At 42.6% G+C, this 14,988-nt stretch carries 18 protein-coding genes and 1 other annotated feature; of the genes, 1 reads left to right on the top strand and 17 read right to left on the bottom strand.

Annotation, left to right across the window (positions count from 1 at the left end; translation table 11 throughout):
• Positions 1-10: 10 nt before the first annotated feature.
• The 15 genes from RG608_RS02795 to RG608_RS02865 form a co-directional block, all read right to left on the bottom strand.
• Positions 11-460: a MarR family transcriptional regulator gene (locus tag RG608_RS02795; RefSeq protein ID WP_308946530.1), complete on the bottom strand. Its 450-nt coding sequence runs from the start codon at positions 458-460 to the stop codon at positions 11-13.
• Positions 461-576: 116 nt separating this feature from the next.
• Entirely contained in the window at positions 577-1,053 is a 477-nt protein-coding gene (locus tag RG608_RS02800) for a hypothetical protein (RefSeq protein WP_268687358.1), read from the bottom strand.
• 252 nt (positions 1,054-1,305) lie between these two features.
• Positions 1,306-2,229: a YihY/virulence factor BrkB family protein gene (locus tag RG608_RS02805; protein ID WP_268687395.1), complete on the bottom strand. Its 924-nt coding sequence runs from the start codon at positions 2,227-2,229 to the stop codon at positions 1,306-1,308.
• Positions 2,230-2,262: 33 nt separating this feature from the next.
• Complete coding sequence (locus tag RG608_RS02810; RefSeq protein WP_268687359.1) at positions 2,263-3,120, bottom strand: methionyl aminopeptidase; 858 nt, start codon at positions 3,118-3,120, stop codon at positions 2,263-2,265.
• A gap of 21 nt (positions 3,121-3,141) precedes the next feature.
• The gene (gene spxR / locus RG608_RS02815; RefSeq protein ID WP_032909696.1) at positions 3,142-4,419 is read right to left on the bottom strand and encodes a CBS-HotDog domain-containing transcription factor SpxR; all 1,278 of its coding nucleotides are present in this window, start codon (positions 4,417-4,419) and stop codon (positions 3,142-3,144) included.
• Complete coding sequence (locus tag RG608_RS02820; protein ID WP_002897261.1) at positions 4,412-4,963, bottom strand: GNAT family N-acetyltransferase; 552 nt, start codon at positions 4,961-4,963, stop codon at positions 4,412-4,414. Before RG608_RS02820 ends, spxR begins: the two co-directional genes overlap by 8 nt.
• Before the next feature lie 33 nt (positions 4,964-4,996).
• Entirely contained in the window at positions 4,997-6,256 is a 1,260-nt protein-coding gene (locus RG608_RS02825; protein ID WP_002918752.1) for a UDP-N-acetylglucosamine 1-carboxyvinyltransferase, read from the bottom strand.
• Positions 6,257-6,525: 269 nt separating this feature from the next.
• Positions 6,526-7,716: a methionine adenosyltransferase gene (gene metK, locus RG608_RS02830; RefSeq protein ID WP_268687360.1), complete on the bottom strand. Its 1,191-nt coding sequence runs from the start codon at positions 7,714-7,716 to the stop codon at positions 6,526-6,528.
• A 176-nt stretch (positions 7,717-7,892) separates the two neighbouring features.
• Positions 7,893-8,507, bottom strand: coding sequence for a tetratricopeptide repeat protein (locus RG608_RS02835; RefSeq protein WP_268687361.1), 615 nt, complete (start codon positions 8,505-8,507; stop codon positions 7,893-7,895).
• A 32-nt stretch (positions 8,508-8,539) separates the two neighbouring features.
• Complete coding sequence (locus tag RG608_RS02840) at positions 8,540-9,007, bottom strand: cytidine/deoxycytidylate deaminase family protein (protein ID WP_268687362.1); 468 nt, start codon at positions 9,005-9,007, stop codon at positions 8,540-8,542.
• 217 nt (positions 9,008-9,224) lie between these two features.
• A complete protein-coding gene (gene rplT / locus RG608_RS02845; RefSeq protein WP_268687363.1) occupies positions 9,225-9,584 on the bottom strand; it encodes a 50S ribosomal protein L20 in 360 nt (119 codons plus the stop codon).
• 44 nt (positions 9,585-9,628) lie between these two features.
• A complete protein-coding gene (rpmI, locus tag RG608_RS02850) occupies positions 9,629-9,829 on the bottom strand; it encodes a 50S ribosomal protein L35 (RefSeq protein ID WP_002895038.1) in 201 nt (66 codons plus the stop codon).
• Positions 9,830-9,862: 33 nt separating this feature from the next.
• Positions 9,863-10,393: a translation initiation factor IF-3 gene (infC, locus tag RG608_RS02855; RefSeq protein ID WP_002895037.1), complete on the bottom strand. Its 531-nt coding sequence runs from the start codon at positions 10,391-10,393 to the stop codon at positions 9,863-9,865.
• A gap of 16 nt (positions 10,394-10,409) precedes the next feature.
• Positions 10,410-10,540: a sequence feature (ribosomal protein L20 leader region), on the bottom strand.
• A gap of 26 nt (positions 10,541-10,566) precedes the next feature.
• Positions 10,567-11,244, bottom strand: coding sequence for a (d)CMP kinase (gene cmk, locus RG608_RS02860; protein WP_268687365.1), 678 nt, complete (start codon positions 11,242-11,244; stop codon positions 10,567-10,569).
• 9 nt (positions 11,245-11,253) lie between these two features.
• Positions 11,254-11,691, bottom strand: coding sequence for an SAG1386/EF1546 family surface-associated protein (locus RG608_RS02865; RefSeq protein ID WP_002895035.1), 438 nt, complete (start codon positions 11,689-11,691; stop codon positions 11,254-11,256).
• Between the two features lie 45 nt (positions 11,692-11,736).
• Here RG608_RS02865 and RG608_RS02870 point away from each other — a divergent pair, with 45 nt between their 5' ends.
• The gene (locus RG608_RS02870) at positions 11,737-11,934 is read left to right on the top strand and encodes a ferredoxin (RefSeq protein ID WP_308946531.1); all 198 of its coding nucleotides are present in this window, start codon (positions 11,737-11,739) and stop codon (positions 11,932-11,934) included.
• Here the strand turns inward: RG608_RS02870 and RG608_RS02875 are convergent.
• Together RG608_RS02875 and RG608_RS02880 are read right to left on the bottom strand one after the other, a co-directional pair.
• Positions 11,931-12,419 (bottom strand): EbsA family protein, encoded by a 489-nt coding sequence (locus tag RG608_RS02875; protein WP_308946532.1) that lies wholly within the window; start codon positions 12,417-12,419, stop codon positions 11,931-11,933. The genes RG608_RS02870 and RG608_RS02875 overlap by 4 nt on opposite strands.
• A 79-nt stretch (positions 12,420-12,498) precedes the next feature.
• Positions 12,499-14,967 (bottom strand): LTA synthase family protein, encoded by a 2,469-nt coding sequence (locus RG608_RS02880; RefSeq protein ID WP_268687367.1) that lies wholly within the window; start codon positions 14,965-14,967, stop codon positions 12,499-12,501.
• Between the last annotated feature and the right edge of the window lie 21 nt (positions 14,968-14,988).

Raw genomic sequence — 14,988 nt, forward strand, 5'->3', positions numbered from 1 at the left:
CTTTTTAATCTTAATAGCTTCTTTTTTGTCCTTTTTTGACGGCTTCCCAGTCATCTGTGATGTTTTCACGCACTCGTACCAGCATTTTCTCCAAGGCTTGAACTTCCGCCTGAGAAAAGCCCTGCAGGGATGTCTCTTCAGAATAGGCATTCTCAGCTAGGATAAAAGGATAAAGTTTTTCTCCTTTTTCCGTCACAAACCATTCCTTGTTCTTCTTGTTGCCCTTGGCTGCTTTCTGCTGGACCAAGCCCTTGGTCTCTAGCTTCTTGACAGAACGGGCAACCGTTGAACGATCCACCTTGAGCAGCTCCGACAGCTCCTCTTGGATGATTCCCGGATTCTCCGCTATTCGCACCAGATAAAGATATTGCCCCCGCGCCAGCTCTATATCACGGAACTCAATATTAGCAATGGAATCTAAAGCTCGGGCGATAATTCCAATTTCCCGCAATACTGACATATCCCCTCCTTTGATTTTTATTTGACTCTATTATAGCACATTTTATTGCAAATGCAATAAAATTAACTAAAAAGAAAAAGAGGAAAATCCTCTTTAAAAAATCTATACCAAAATCCTTACAGATAAGGAACCTTTTTCTTCTTATTAAGATTAGTAATGATGGTAGAGAAAAATACGGAATTCAATTCTTGACAGTAGTTAATCAGTTCTTTTCGATCCTTGTCCTCAAACAGGTAAGCCATTGATACTAGGACCTGAATTGGAGAAATGACCTGCCTGAAGTTCTCTAAGTAAATTTCACGTTTAGCTGCACTATAAAAGTCTTGGATTTCCTCATGACTGAGTACAACCTCTCTTTGATTCAAGCCTAGCAAAGCTCTAGCAAATAAGTTCTGGTTGCCACTATCTAAGCTAGAATATACATAGCTCAACTCTTTCTTGTCTTTATTTTGTAAATATACGATAGCTAAAGCCAAGCTTCGATAGAGAACAGTCGCTGAGTATTTTCCTTGAACTAATTCCTCCAAATAAGGTAGTAGGCTAGTACATTCCGTAGCTGCAATGGTCAAAATCAACTCATTCTGAGTTCCCAAGACCTTGGTTTAGTCATAACAAAGCCCAGAGCTTCAGCTAATGCTTGATCCAGGCCTTCTATACGTTGGCGTCTAATTTGCTTGGCTTGCTCTCTTAAGTAGAGGTAGTTTTTGAGATAGGAGCATAGAAACAAGTTCTTTATTTGAAGATACTGCTAATTGTTTTGCAGTTTTTAAAGTAGGCATAGTTTTCTTCTCCTTTCATTTTTTAAGACATAGTGACTAGAAAATTTAGTTTTTTGTGTATCTATCCTACTGTTTTTCTTTCACCAGCTGATTCTTAAAAGAAAATTTACCTGTACTTTCGACTTGAAATCCTGACTCACAGCAGCTCTGGACACTGGCATTAAGCACTGCGCCAACAATCAAAATTTTAGCAATCATGATAAACCAAAACATCATCACAACCATAATGATAGAACTAAAAAAACGAACATCAACCAGGTGATTTAAATAATTATCCATGTAAACGGAAAAGATATTCAGCAAGGCAAGAATAGTCAGGAGCACAAAGGCGCTGCCCGGCAGAACATAGCGTTTTTTGTTGATTTTCACATTAGGCAGGAAATAATAGAACATGACCAAAACCGCAAAGAGTAAGGCGTAAATCAATGGCTCCGTAAAATTCTGCAAGTGCTGATAAAGCTGACTATCTAGTTTCCAGTAAGTACGGAGAAAATCCAGCGACATATGGCCGAACATGGTCAGAAAGAAGGCCAAGGCAAAGAGAATCTGCAGACCTAGACTCACAAAGAGACTCATGACGCGATGAGAAATCAGCCCCCGGCTCTTGGCTACCCCATAGGCTTTGTTAAAAGCAATCTGTAGAAAATTCATTGACTTGGAAAAAGTCCAGAGAGCAGACAAGACTGAGAAGCTCAGCAGCCCAGTCGAAGGCTGGGTCAGCACTTCACGCATGACTTTTGCTACAACATCATATAAAGTCTCTGGCAGCATGTCCTTGATAGCTGTCAGAAAATCCGCAATTGGAATATGGAAATAAGGCAGAATATTGACGACAATCAAGAGCAAAGGAAAAACGGAAATCAGCCAATAATAAGCAACTGCAACGCTGCTCAGCTCACTATCTGCCTCTTTATAAAAATGGAAAAATGCTCTTAAAAACTGATTTTTCCGAACCTTACTAAATAATTTCTTCACTCTCTTCTCCTTCAAAAAAAGCTGAGACAACTGCCCAGCCTTTGATTTCTAATATGTCCCTTCTTCTCCCTGGCTGGTCAGAATGACAGGACCATCTTTTGTAATGACAAACTGATGCTCATACTGGCAAGACAAGCCGCCATCCAGCGTTTTATGTGCCCAGCCGGTCTCAAGGTCCGTATCAATTTCCCAGGTACCTGTATTAATCATGGGCTCGATAGTCAGAACCATTCCCTCACGCAAGCGCAAGCCGCGTCCTGCTCGACCGTAATGCGGCACCATAGGCTCCTCATGCATGGTTGGGCCAACACCGTGCCCCACCAAATCACGCACAACGCCATAGCCATGACTTTCAGCATATTCCTGAATAGCTGCGCCAATGTCGCCGATACGATTGCCAACCTTAGCTGCCGCAATTCCACGATAGAGACATTCTTTGGTCACATCCATCAGCTGCTTAGCCTCTGGGCTAATCTTCCCTACTGCATAGGTCCAGCAAGAATCTGCCACACCGCCCCGGAAACTCTCTGTGTGTTGCTTCATCTGTTCCACATTGTCAAAATCTAGCTTGGACACATCCAGCTCTGCCTTATCTACCAAGCCAACCACCATATCAACGCTGATAACATCACCTTCTACCAGCTTCTGATGACGGGGAAAGGCATGAGCCACCTCGTCATTAAGAGAGCAGCAGGTCGCATAAGGATAGTCCATGACAGAGCCTTCCACACCAATCTGCAGAGGCAGTGCATTGTCTTCTTTACAACGCTTGCGAACATACTCTTCAATGTCCCACATGTCAATACCTGGCTTAATCAAGTCTCTCAAACCAATGTGGACCGAAGCCAGAAAATCTCCACTCTTGTCCATCAAGTCAATTTCACGCTGTGATTTTAAAGTAATCATTCTTTCTCTAATTTCCTCTTCTTAATTAATTTTCACTGTAATCGTGGCTTTTGCAACCAGCATCGCTTCCAGATACATCTCAAAGTCAATAATAGCTGTCCGCCTAGTTTGACGGATAATGCGCGGCTGAATATGCAGCAGGTCATCAATCTGGACCGCCTGAAAGAAATAAATCATCAGCTGGTCGATAATCAAGCTACGGCCGCTGTTGACCATGAGCTGCTGGGCAATCCGAGTCAAAATTTCTGTCAGAACACCGTTGGCCAGCACACCATTTTGCTCCAGCATAAAAGGCTCAACGGTAAAGGAAAACAAATCATCCTGACGACTAATCTTCTGTCCTACCTGCTCACTGAAAGTCGGCAGGCTGGAAATCTGAGAACGGCTCATTTTTTCCATAATGTCCCGCCGCGTAATCACACCCAGCAAGGTCTGATTGCTGCGCACTACTGGTATCATTTCAAAATCTTCTGCAATCATGCGCTGGCTGATATTAGCAATATTGGCAGATAAGCCTGTCATAAAGACGTTTTTCGTCATGACCTTGTCCAAGGTTGTCAGAGGAGACTTATCCCCCGCATCTCTCATGGTTACTACTCCCACCAGCATCTGCTGCTGGTTGATAACCGGAAACCGGCTAGCACGATTGCGGCGGACCAAGTCCAGATAATCACGAACAGTATCTGTATCATGCAAGAAGCCGTACTCATGACTGGAGCGATAGACCTGCTCGACTGTTAATATATCGGTCTTGATTTGCATATTGGACAGGGCCCGATTAATCATGGTTGCGACAGTGTAGGTATCGTGCTTGGTCCTGAGCACTGGTATATTAAGTAGATTAGCCATCTTTAGAACTTCCGAGCTGACTTCAAAGCCTCCGGTTACCAGCACCGCATTCTCATTTTCCAGAGCCAAGAGCTGAATTTTCGTCCGGTCTCCGACAATCAGGAGACCGCCCTCTGTCAGATAGCGCAGGATATTCTGCTCCGTCATGGCTCCGATGGAAAATTTATTGAATTCTTTTTCTAGACCATCTTCTCCGGCTAATACTTCTGAGCCTGTAATATCAACGATTTCCTTGTAGGTCAGATGCTCCAAGACCACTTTCTTGGACTTAACCCGAACCGTACCACTCCGAGGCCTAGTCTCAACAATACCGCGGTTCTCCGCTTCCTTGATAGCTCGATAGGCCGTACCATCGCTGACTCCCAGATAGTTTGAAATACTGCGGACACTGACCCTCTTGCCTATTGGAAGATTTTCAAGATAGGTTAAAATTTCCTGATGCTTACTCATTAAAATCTCCTCTCTCATAACGGTACTCCAGATAATCTCTCATCTTCCTCGTGTACCGATCGCTCCCTTTAAACTGCCGGTAGAGGCTGAAGCCAGATTTTTGAGCTACCTTTTGACTAGCTAGGTTCTCTGCATGAGTGATAATACTAAGTCGTTTGAAGTCAAAGCGGGTAAAAGATAGAAAAGCAATTTCCCGAACAATTTCTGTCATCAGCCCTTGTCCCCAGTAGTCTTGCCGCAGAAAATAGCCTAACTCAGCTTCTTTCTTAATCTCGTCCATCTTTTCAAACTTGACAGAGCCAATCATTTCCTGCGTTTCCTTGTGACAAATAGCCCAAATCCCCAGAGGATTTTTCATAAAGAAATTGGCAATGACGTATTCACTTTCCTCTAGGCTTGCTTCTGTCGGAAAAATGAACTGAGTATTTTCCGGATTGGACGCAATCTTATATAGGGCTCCTGCATCTTCAAAGACAATGGGCCGCAAAAAAGCATGCTCCGTCTCAATAAATGAGCAGGCTGCCAAATGTGTCCACAAATTCATCTGCTACCTCTATAAAAAATAAGCGAAAAACGCTTATTCTTCTATCAACTGGATATCTGCACCCAGACTTGTTAATTTTTCAATAATATTAGAATAGCCACGCAGGATAAACTCGATATTAGTAATTTCTGTCTTTCCTTGAGCCATCAAACCTGCAATAACCAAGGCAGCTCCTGCTCGCAAATCGGTCGCCTTGACCTGAGCTCCCTGCAGTTGATTTGGTCCCTCATAGACAATCTGGTCACTGCTGGTCGAAATCTTGCCTGCCATCTTAGCCAGCTCTGCCACATGGTTAACCCGCTTCTCATAGATGGTGTCCGTGATTTTACCATGGCCATTAGCCGTCAGCAAGAGCGGGGTAATAGGCTGTTGTAGGTCAGTTGCAAAGCCTGGATAAGGAGAAGTCTTAATGTTTATAGCTCTCAGAGTTTGCTGCTCTTCGACAAAAATGCTGTCTTCAGAAACCGTCATCCGAACACCCATTTCCTCAAGCTTAGCAATAAAACTCTCTAAATGCTCATAAAGGACATTATTAATCTGAATTCCCTGACCAATAGCTGCAGCAAGGGCAATATAAGTTCCTGCCTCAATACGGTCAGGAATTACTTGATGACGCGTTCCATGAAGGTGTGGAACCCCCTCAATGGTAATAATATCAGTTCCTGCTCCGCGGATGTGCGCTCCCATATTATTCAAGAGAGTTGCCACATCGATGATTTCTGGCTCTCTCGCTGCATTTTCAATAATAGTCCGACCTTTGGCCTTGACAGCAGCCAACATAGTATTGATGGTAGCACCCACGCTGACCGTATCCATATAAATGCTAGCGCCTTTCAGCTGCTGACCTCCTGTGGATAGGTTCATGTAGTTGCCGTCCATGGTCATCTTAGCCCCCATGGCTTCAAAAGCCTTGAGATGCAAGTCAATAGGACGCGGCCCCAAGTCACAACCACCAGGCAGACCTACCGTTGCTTCACCATAGCGACCAAGCAAGCTGCCATAGAAATAATAGGAAGCTCTTAGACTGTTGATCTTTCCATAAGGCATAGGGACGTTTTGGATACCACGCGGATCAATCGTCAAACTGTCCTCAGAGCGAGTAACACTAGCCCCCATGGCAATCATAATATCAATCAGGCTATCCACATCCGAAATATCCGGAACGCCATCCAACGTTACAATATCATCTGCCAGAATCACAGCCGGAATCAAGGCAACGACACTGTTTTTAGCACCATTAATAGTCACCTCTCCTTTTAAGGGGCGACCACCATGTATTACAATTTTTTTCATATTTAAAATAAAGCTCTTTCAAGGTATTGCCATTTATTATACCACAGATTCGGGAAATTTCCTATACTTTTAGATAAATAAGACAATTGAAATTAAAATGAAACAGGGACAATGGCTTTTTCAATAATTTTTCAGAAAAAAACAATATTTCAAAAAATGAAAGAAGCGCAAGGCTAGACTGCTTGCCTTTTAAAAGTTGTCTGTATAGAAATGACTTTTTCTTTTAAAAATAGAAAAGTTCCCAATCATGACGATTGAGAACTGTCTTCTTACTGCACTGCTGCTTTCAAAGCCTCTACCTTATCCAACTTTTCCCAAGGCAGGTCGATGTCTGTCCTACCCATGTGACCATAAGCTGCCGTCTGACGATAGATTGGGCGTTTCAGATCCAGCATTTGAATGATCCCGGCTGGACGCAGATCAAAAATCTGACGTACTGCTTCCTGCAGCCTACTTTCTGCAACAGTACCAGTGCCAAAAGTATCGATGCGTACTGAAACCGGCTGAGCCACACCAATGGCATAGGCTAACTGCACTTCTGCTTTCTTGGCCAGTCCAGCAGCCACGATGTTTTTAGCGATGTAGCGAGCTGCGTATGAAGCTGAGCGGTCGACTTTGGTTGCATCCTTACCAGAGAAGGCACCGCCGCCGTGACGAGCATAACCGCCGTAAGTATCCACAATAATCTTGCGGCCAGTCAAGCCAGAGTCCCCTTGCGGACCCCCAATTACAAAGCGGCCGGTTGGATTGATGAAGAATTTTGTCTTCTCATCCAAATATTGGGCTGGGATAACGGCTTTAATCACCTTTTCAATTACATCATGATGAATCTCTTCATTGGTCGCTTCTGGGTCATGCTGGGTCGAAATAACCACTGTATCCACGCGCACTGGCTGGTCATTTTCATCATACTCAACGGTCACCTGTGACTTAGCATCTGGACGCAGATAGGCAATCTCTCCTGATTTGCGCAACTCAGCCAATCGACGAACTAGCTTGTGACTGAGCGAGATAGGCAGCGGCATGAGCTCTGGCGTTTCATCCACCGCAAAGCCAAACATAAGGCCTTGGTCTCCAGCACCGATTAAGTCCAATGGATCCTGATCCGTATCCCCGCGAACCTCCAAAGCTTCATTGACACCCTGAGCAATATCTGGTGACTGCTCTACCAAAGACGGATGCACACCGACTGTCTCGGCTGAAAATCCATACTCTGTATTGGTGTAGCCAATCTCTGCAATGGTATCACGAACCACACGGTTAATATCTACATAAGCTGTGGTCGAAATTTCACCAAAAACATGAACCGAGCCTGTATAAACGGCTGTTTCAGCAGCCACATGGGCATCTGGATCCTGACTCAAGACAGCATCCAAAATAGCATCGGAAATTTGGTCTGCAATCTTATCAGGATGTCCCTCCGATACAGACTCAGACGTGAAAAGTTTACGTTCTGACATAGAAATGTCCCCCCTTAAATAAATTTGTTATAGAGTTACAAAGTACTGATAGAAGTAACTACCACCTTATCGGGACTATATAACTTCTTCATTATACCACTTTTCGCTAAAAAATTCAGAAGTTTTTAAATAGAAAAAGTTATAGCCAGAAACTATAGCTTTATTGCAATGATAAACTAAAGGCAGCTTGCTAACAACTCTTCAACTTCCGCCTTACCGATAGCATCACCAGCTTGGTCAAAAAGTCTGATAGCAGCCGCAAAGTTGGTTCTTGCTTCTTTGAGATTTCCCAAAGCTTGAGCAATTTCACCCAATCCTCGGCAAATACATGCATGGTTTACCACATCATCTGACTCCTTAGCATAGATATGCGCCTTTCGCATAAACTCCTGAGCTTGAGTCAATCGGCCTAATTTAAGATTTAGGTAGCCTAGCTCATAGAGATTAACTGATTGACGATAATGGTCATCTGGGAAATACATCGCTAGGAAAGCAGCTTCTTTTTCTATCCACTCTAAAGCTTGATAAAAATCTCCCGCAGCTCTAGCAACATAACCTAGCTGATGATAAGCTATATGCTCATTTTCAATATCACTATCATTCTGAGCCTGAATCAGATAAATCTCCAAATTTGCAAAAGCATTCTGATAATCTTGCCTTTCTACAGCTAGATAAGCTCGTAAATTCCAGCGGCTAAAGGAATCTTTTTCCAGCTGCTGCTCTAGTTCTTCGGCCTTATTTAACTGTCCTTCAAAGAAATGCTGCCAAGCGGCTGCCAATTTATCATTCATCTGTCTTCTCCTTTACCTCCAGAACTTCTTCCCTAAACCAAATCCGTCTGAGCGATAGCCTTCTTGACATCATCCAGCGGCAGATGAACCAATTCTACCTCTTTTTCCTTGTAGAGATACTGAGCATAGTCATCTAGGCGATATTGGTTAATGTAGACCACCCGTTTGCAGCCGACCTGAAGTAGTTGCTTAGTACAGTTGAGACAGGGAAAATGGGTCACATAAGCCGTAAATCCTTTGGGGACTCCCCGCTCGGCTCCTTGCAAGATGGCATTGACCTCAGCATGCAAGGTCCGCACGCAGTGACCGTCAATAACTAGACACTCGTGGTCAATACAGTGCTTAGTCCCTGAAACTGAGCCATTGTAACCAGTTGAAATAACCTTATTATCCTTGACCAATACAGCGCCAACCTTGGCTCGCTTACAGGTTGAGCGATTAGCGATTAAGAGAGCCTGAGCCGCAAAATACTGATCCCAAGCTAAACGATTCTCTGACATAATTTCTCCATTCTACTGATTTTTTATTTACATAAATGTCTGTTTTTTCTATTATATCGCAAATCCCTATTTTTAACTAGCTTTATCATGAAAGCTGTCTTATCAGTAACAAGCCTTTATCTATACTATAAGTGGCATGGCAGGCTATTTCTCTCTTCAAACTTTTCATTAAGAGTTATCGAAAAAGAACCAAGGAAATCCTCAGCTCTTATTTTAATTATTTACCAAGCTTAGTTTTAGCTGCGTCTGCAAGAGCTGTGAAAGCTGCTGCATCGTTAACAGCCAAGTCAGCCAACATTTTACGGTTAACTTCAATCTCAGCCAATTTCAAACCATGCATCAATTGTGAGTATGAAAGTCCGTTCAAACGAGCTGCCGCATTGATACGAGTGATCCAAAGTTTGCGGAAATCACGTTTTTTCTGACGACGGTCACGGTATGCATAGTAGTAAGAGTTCATTACTTGCTCTTTTGCAGTACGGAACAAGATATGTTTTGCTCCATAGTAACCTTTAGCTAATTTTAAAATACGTTTACGGCGTTTGCGTGATACAACGCCACCTTTAACACGTGCCATTTATATTTCCTCCAATATTTCCTAGATAATCGTTACAGTATCTCTTATTTCAGACCTGTAAGCATTGCTTTGATACGCTTGAAATCTCCTGCATGCACCATTCCTGCTTTGCGAAGATGACGGCGTTGTTTCTTAGTCTTTCCGTGGAAACGGTGAGAAGTGTAAGCACGGAAACGTTTCAAGCCACCAGAACCTGTACGTTTGAAACGTTTAGCTGATGCGCGGTGTGTTTTTTGTTTTGGCATAATGTTTTCTCCTTTTTCTGTCTTTCTGACAATCTATTTTTTGTCAGGAATTGGCGCCATCTGCATGAACATCTGACGTCCATCCATCTTAGGCTTTTGCTCAATAATAGCAACATCTTGAGTCGCTTCAGCAAAATCTGCTAAAACTTTAGCCCCGATTTCTTTGTGGGTAATCATCCGGCCTTTGAAACGGATAGATACCTTTATTTTATTTCCTTTTTCAAGGAACTTGCGTGCGTTGCGAAGTTTAGTGTCAAAGTCTCCCTTGTCAATGGTTGGACTCAGACGGACTTCCTTCACAGTAACAACACTTTGTTTCTTGCGTTGTTCTTTTTGTTTTTTCTGGTACTCAAATTTGAACTTGCCATAGTCCATAATTTTTGCAACAGGTGGTTTAGCTTGTGGCTGAATCAGGACCAAATCGACATTTGCTTCATCCGCAAGAGACTGCGCTTCGCTCAGTGGTTTAATACCTAATTGTTCGCCGTCAAGACCGATCAAGCGAACTTCACGCACACGAATTTCATCATTGATGAATAAGTCTTGTTTTGCTATGGTTTTCACCTCTTTTTTTATTTTTAGAGAAAAACAAGTGCGGACCTGCTAACGCAAACCCGCACTACACGATAGTATTTCATCACTGAAACTGAATCCTGTAGAGCCAGACAACGTTAGTCGCAAGGCGAGAAGCTCTCACTTCTGCTTTTCTCAACTCTACTATCATACCAAGTTTCATTTTATTTGTCAATGATTTTTTTCGCTTTTTCTTCGATAAATGCAACAACTTCAAAAATGCCAACACCCGTGGTATCAAAATGAATGGCATCGTCTGCCGGTTTCAGTGGCGAAACCTTGCGGTGACTGTCCTTATAATCCCGCTCGGCAATTTCTTCTTTCAGTTTCTCCAAGTCAGCAGGAATACCTTTAGATAGATTTTCCTTGTAGCGGCGCTCAGCTCTTTCCTCAACCGAGGCTACCAAATAAATCTTGAGCTCAGCCTGAGGCAAGACAACTGTTCCAATATCACGGCCATCCATGACAATCCCTCCCTGAGCTGCAATTTGCTGCTGCAAGGCCACCAGTTTCTCACGGACTTGAGGAATGGCAGATACCCAAGAAACGTTATTGGTAACTTCATTTTCCCGAATTGGGTGAGTCACATCCACATCGCCAACAAAGACTAGCTGCTCGCCATCTTCTGCTCGACCAAAACTGACCGAATGATTATTGAGCAAGTCTACAATTTCAGTGGCATCTGCTTCTGTTAGATGATGCCGCAGAGCCAGATAGGTTGCAGCCCGATACATGGCTCCTGTATCTAAATAAGTATAGCCAAAATCCTTAGCAATAATCTTGGCAACGGTCGATTTTCCACTGGAAGCAGGACCGTCAATTGCAATTTGAATCTGTTTCATGGCTGGCTCCTACTCAATCTTCACAACGTCACCTGGATTGGCATACCAAGAACCAGTAGACATATGAGAAGGGTTAAGCTGTTCAAGCTTAGCAATAGAAATACCTGCACGCGCTGCAATGGCCGCCTCACCTTCACCAGGCTGAACAGTCAGAGTTCCTTCAGAGGATTCTGTGGTATTTGCTGCTGTCTGCTCTGCTGTAGAAGACGCTTCACTGCTGGAACTTGCTGCTGAAGTGCCGTAGAAACCTTCCATTTGGGTTTGTCTATTACTTCCACCAGTAGACAGATAGGTCAGAAAGCACACCACCGCAACCACTAAAATACAGAAAATAATGGTTAATATGGTCAACAAGCGGTCTGCATTCAAAGCGCTAAACTTCTTAGTTCGTTTCAACTTATCTTCTCCGTTATCGTATACATCTTCTTCCCATGGTTCTTTTTCCATGACTTCCTCCTTGAGTTTTTCTTAAAATCTTATTACAATATGGGTATGAAAGTAACACTCATTCCCGAACGGTGCATTGCCTGTGGGCTTTGTCAAACCTACTCAGATCTTTTTGACTATCATGACAATGGCATCGTCAAATTTTACCAGGACGACCAGCTCCTAGAAAAGGAAATCGCTGAGGTTCCCGATGTCGTGGAAGCCATCAAAAACTGCCCAACCCGAGCTCTTTTGAAAGACTAGGATTTTTTGGACCGACTGCCATAGTAAGCTTCAAAATAGTCAATATGGGTAAAATTATCTACTAATTCTACCTCACCCTTAAAATGCTCATTAAGGGCCAGGGCATTGACAAAATATTTCTTAGGCCACTTGCGCATACAAAAACTCCAGCTGCGGCTCTGACCTTTAAAATATAAGGTAATTGACGTCTTAGTCACTTCGACTTTTTCAATATCTGAAATCTTGACCTTTATCGGAGTAAAGGGATTGGCTGTGATAATTCGCAAGGTTCCATCGTCATAAATGGTAAAATAACGATGAACTCCCATTCCCAGCAAAACCATGAACAAGAAGAAAGAAAACAGAACAAGAGTCGGCACTCGTGAGCTTTCATACATCAAAGCCAGGCCAACAAAAATCGGAATGACCGATAAAGACCAATATATTATCAGGATAGCTACATCTGGCTGCCAGTGATAGCGAACCTTACCGAAAATCTTTATCATGCTCACACCCCCATACTACTAGTTTAGCATAAATTAAGAAAAAATAGAACAGGTAGACTTGCCTATTCTATTTTTTTATTTATGATTTTGCTGTCTTAAAGAAGCTATCAGACAAGTAGCCCTTGCCTCTGACCATATCATACTCAATCAGTTTCAAATCATCTGCTATTTCTTGGGCTTCTTCGTCCAATTCCTTTTTATCCACGCTGGCCTTATGCAATACTTCTGTTAATAAAGCATAGTAAGGTGATACTTTGGAATTTGTCTGCTCCAGTAAGAGAGCGGAGAAATCACTAGAATTGACTCTTGGATAATCGAGTTTAGGAGTTTCATAATTGCTCCAAACGAAATAATCTGTCAAATATTGGCTTTCTGGATCTTCTTTAAAGGCTGACTGAGGATAGAGACCTGGCAGATGATCGCCATAAAAGACGACTGTTACCTTTTTATCTACCTTTGAAAGCTTCTCCAAAAACTCCTTGGTCGCCTGATCTGTATGGTAAAGCATTCTGACATAGCTGGAAAGAGATTCGTTCCCTTCCTTGCTAAAGTCAGGATAGCTGGCAGACATGTAGACAGGATTGGGCTCACTCCAAGGCATGTGGTTCTGCATGGTCATGACAGAGAAAAACTGTCCCTGCTTGCCATTCAAATGCTCCAAGACCTGATTATAAGTCGTTTGATCGCTGTAATTACCACCTATATTATCACCTTTCAGGCCTTTGGTACCATAATGAATAAAGGTATCAAATCCCAAATCCTGGTAAATGACATTTCTGGCATAATTGCTAGGGGAGGCCAGATGGATTACTGTCCGATTCTTAGATGAATAAGCATCACTAATGGAAGGAAATCTATTCATCCTCGGGACAATTTCAGTGTAGAGAACCGAAATAGACGGAGACAGATTATAAAAAGGTAAACCAGTCAGGGTCTGAAATTCCATGTTGGCCGTTCCTCCACCATAGCCGTCTGACTTCATAAGTCCACTGGTGGTGCGAGTTTTAACTTCCTGGATATAAGGAATTGGATTCTCAGACATAGTAACGCCGTCAACCCGAGCAGGGTCAGAAAAACTTTCACTTAGGAGGTAAATGACCGTTTGATCTTCGATTTTATTCTGGCGCTCTTTGTTAATAGCTTCAGCAATCCCCTTGTATTTCTTTTCTATCTCTTGAATCTTTGCTTTGGAATAGCCACGTGGCTCGGTCATGGTTGTATCCGACATCTGTGAAAACCAGACAAAGGAAAGGGAGCGCATCTGTGAATTGACAGTATTTCCCATCCAAGTCAGGTCATGGTAATTATTCAAGACTGAAATAACTGGAATATTCTCTACTATTTTGCCATTCTTTTTAGTGGCAAATATATCCATGACTCCCAAGAAAAAGACCAGAGGCAGGACTAGCAAGAGGAGCTGATATTTAAGAACGGTAATGAGCTTTCCTGGCAAGATTTTCTTGCGCAAATACCAATAGAGAGCGCCTAGAGCAACTAGTCCCAAGATAGCATAAAATCCATAATTGCCTCCGAGAAAGTCAAAGAGGGTCTTAGGATTTCTCAGCCAGACCATATCGCTAGGCAAAATTGGCTCTTGACGATACTGGAATTTCAGACTGCTAGCTATGGTGCCAATCACCACTAAGGTCGTTATCAGCATGGTTGGCAGGAGAAAATGATTGAAAATTAGGTAAAGAGCCATAAAAATCATGAAAAAAACGATGATTTGAAAGAGACTGGCTCCAGTGAAAAGATACCTCTCTAAAACAACTACATCTCCACGGATAGTATTTTGAATGGTGTAATTAAAGACCAGAGCAAAGACTGCACTCAACAAAAAAGCAACAGAAACACTGGCTTTATTCTGAGCGAGATTGCGTAATCCCTTAACAGCTAGAAAGCTAGGGAGAGAAAGCAGGATAAAGATAAGTGCGATAAGGCAGAGGAAAGTTAGCATAAAGTTCTGCGTTATTTCCAACTTGCCTTCCTCAAGGAAATTTACTAAATAGCTTTGGTGATGCAGCAATTCCGGCATCTTATCGTCCATCAAAGCAAGAAATAGGAAGAGTTGAGACAGAAAAAGATTTTCCAGTACCTCTCTATTTTTCTTAGTAACTTGCAAGAACTTACCTGGGAAGCGTTTTTTAAGCTTTGGAAAATGGATAAAAATATACGCAAATAAGAAAATCAAAAGCAAGCCAGGCAGGGAGTTAAACTGCCAAAAATGATTGCTAAAAACTCGATCTGCTTTGAACTCAAAATCATTGACATGCTGCGTTACTGTCAGTAAGTAAGAAAATCCAGTATAGAGAGCGTAAATAATAGCTGACCATATAAAGAATCTTTTGCTGAAGAGCTGAGACAAAAGCTTGCCCAAGCCAAACAAAAGAGGGAGCAGCATCAGAAAGGCCAGCCACAAGGCTGGATAATTCCGAAAATCTTCGCCTTCCTCCAATAGCAAGACTGTTGTAACAGCGACTGTATCTAAAAGTAAAAAACTAATCAGCAAGTATGAGAACTGCTTATAGTGGTTGAGTAAAAATTTCATTTTTCTTTCTGGTAAATACTT

This window comes from Streptococcus sp. IsoGale022, assembly GCF_031142805.1.
Classification (GTDB): domain Bacteria; phylum Bacillota; class Bacilli; order Lactobacillales; family Streptococcaceae; genus Streptococcus; species Streptococcus sanguinis_A.

Coding starts and splice junctions, on each gene's coding strand:
- RG608_RS02795 (WP_308946530.1), bottom strand. CDS start 460: ATGTCAGTATTGCGGGAAATTGGAATTATCGCCCGAGCTTTAGATTCC.
- RG608_RS02810 (WP_268687359.1), bottom strand. CDS start 3,120: ATGATTACTTTAAAATCACAGCGTGAAATTGACTTGATGGACAAGAGT.
- spxR (WP_032909696.1), bottom strand. CDS start 4,419: ATGAGTAAGCATCAGGAAATTTTAACCTATCTTGAAAATCTTCCAATA.
- RG608_RS02820 (WP_002897261.1), bottom strand. CDS start 4,963: ATGAATTTGTGGACACATTTGGCAGCCTGCTCATTTATTGAGACGGAG.
- RG608_RS02825 (WP_002918752.1), bottom strand. CDS start 6,256: ATGAAAAAAATTGTAATACATGGTGGTCGCCCCTTAAAAGGAGAGGTG.
- metK (WP_268687360.1), bottom strand. CDS start 7,716: ATGTCAGAACGTAAACTTTTCACGTCTGAGTCTGTATCGGAGGGACAT.
- RG608_RS02835 (WP_268687361.1), bottom strand. CDS start 8,507: ATGAATGATAAATTGGCAGCCGCTTGGCAGCATTTCTTTGAAGGACAG.
- RG608_RS02840 (WP_268687362.1), bottom strand. CDS start 9,007: ATGTCAGAGAATCGTTTAGCTTGGGATCAGTATTTTGCGGCTCAGGCT.
- rplT (WP_268687363.1), bottom strand. CDS start 9,584: ATGGCACGTGTTAAAGGTGGCGTTGTATCACGCAAACGCCGTAAACGT.
- rpmI (WP_002895038.1), bottom strand. CDS start 9,829: ATGCCAAAACAAAAAACACACCGCGCATCAGCTAAACGTTTCAAACGT.
- cmk (WP_268687365.1), bottom strand. CDS start 11,244: ATGAAACAGATTCAAATTGCAATTGACGGTCCTGCTTCCAGTGGAAAA.
- RG608_RS02865 (WP_002895035.1), bottom strand. CDS start 11,691: ATGGAAAAAGAACCATGGGAAGAAGATGTATACGATAACGGAGAAGAT.
- RG608_RS02870 (WP_308946531.1), top strand. CDS start 11,737: ATGAAAGTAACACTCATTCCCGAACGGTGCATTGCCTGTGGGCTTTGT.
- RG608_RS02875 (WP_308946532.1), bottom strand. CDS start 12,419: ATGATAAAGATTTTCGGTAAGGTTCGCTATCACTGGCAGCCAGATGTA.
- RG608_RS02880 (WP_268687367.1), bottom strand. CDS start 14,967: ATGAAATTTTTACTCAACCACTATAAGCAGTTCTCATACTTGCTGATT.